This is a genomic window from Moorena sp. SIO3H5 (genome assembly GCF_010692395.1).
In the GTDB taxonomy this organism is placed as follows: domain Bacteria; phylum Cyanobacteriota; class Cyanobacteriia; order Cyanobacteriales; family Coleofasciculaceae; genus Moorena.
The window spans coordinates 1-1,626 of sequence record NZ_JAAHHS010000734.1 but is presented as its reverse complement, the minus strand read 5'-3'; the positions used below and the strand labels follow the sequence as shown (position 1 = coordinate 1,626).

1 protein-coding gene is annotated in these 1,626 nt (G+C 41.5%); it reads left to right on the top strand.

The annotated features are described in order from the left end of the window. Positions 1-281 precede the first annotated feature (281 nt). Complete coding sequence (gene iscB, locus F6K52_RS36050) at positions 282-1,553, top strand: RNA-guided endonuclease IscB (protein WP_293089980.1); 1,272 nt, start codon at positions 282-284, stop codon at positions 1,551-1,553. Positions 1,554-1,626 lie beyond the last annotated feature (73 nt).

Genomic DNA, 1,626 nt, shown 5'->3' with positions numbered 1-1,626 from the left:
AGTCAATAACTCACCGTCAAATCCTTTGGATTATGACGGGAGCTTGTAAGAAGCTTATAGTTGACCAGTCTAAGTTCCTGAGAACTATGTTATTTCTAAGTGTTAATGTTCCTACCTAGGGATGCGTAGCCAGTCCCTAGCTCTAGAACCCAATCGTTAAACAGGTGTAATTGAGTTAAGCCAGTGCGACTGGGAAAGTACCGAGAAATAACCTTGACGTTCGCGAAGCGTGTGCGAAGCACTCGGCTAACCTAACCCTAGCAATAGGAGAAAACACAATTATGCGTGTCTTTGTACTCAACAAAAACCGACAACCCTTAGATCCATGTAAGCCTGCAAGAGCTAGGATTTTACTTTCGGCAGGAAAAGCAAAGGTCTATCGTCGTTACCCATTCACCATAATTTTGACGGAGGAGATAAAAAATCCAGTAACTCACGAGCATCAATTAAAAATAGATCCTGGTGCTAAAACAACAGGTTTGGCTATTATCCAAGGGCAGCGAGTTATTTGGGGCGCTGAACTTACTCACAGAGGTTTCCAAATCCGAGATAATTTAACTTCTCGTAGGCAGTTAAGGCGGTCTCGGCGAAGTCGTAAAACTCGATACCGTAAGCCCAGATTTTCAAATAGAACTAGACCGAAAGGTTGGTTAGCGCCTAGTTTGACGTCCAGAGTTCAAAATATTTTAACTTGGGTTAAAAAGTTGATTCGATTCTGTCCTGTCACCGGTATATCCCAAGAATTGGTTAGGTTCGACACTCAAAAGCTGCAAAATCCTGAAATATCTGGTATTGAGTACCAACAAGGTACACTTTACGGTTATGAACTTCGCGAATATCTACTTGAAAAATGGAATCGCAAGTGTGCTTATTGTGGGGCAACAGGTACTCAATTAGAAATTGAGCATATTAAGCCTAAATCTAGAGGTGGTTCTAATCGGGTTTCTAATTTAACTATTGCTTGTCATTCATGTAACCAGGCTAAATCCAATCAAGATATTGAACTTTTTCTGTCGAAAAAGCCTAGCCTCCTGAAACGCATACTACGTCAAGCTAAGCGTCCACTGGCTGATGCGGCTTCTGTAAATATAACCCGTTGGAAGCTATATCACGTACTCAAATCAATAGGATTACCTGTTGAAGTAGGTAGCGGTGGATTAACTAAATTCAATAGGTGCCGCCAAAGTCTTCCTAAAGCTCATTGGTTAGATGCAGCAAATGTTGGAAAAGTTGAAACATTGATTATTGAAGTAACCCTACCGTTGCTGATAACAGCCAAAGGACACGGTACTCGTCAGCTCTGTAGAACGAATAAGTATGGATTCCCTATTCGTCATTGCTCCAGAATTAAATTTCACAAAGGTTTTCAAACAGGAGATATTGTTCACGCAGTGGTAACTAAAGGAAAGAAGGTCGGCACTTACGTTGGGCGAGTAGCCACTCGAAAATCAGGATCTTTCAACATCTCAACTAAATTAGGGCTGGTGCAAGGAATCAGTCATAAATATTGTCAATTTATTCACAGAAAAGATGGTTATGCTTATGGGATTTAAACCCTGTCCTCCCTTTCCTCTCACCACTAAATCGAAGATTATAGTGGGAGACGACCGGGAGGCGGACAGATGA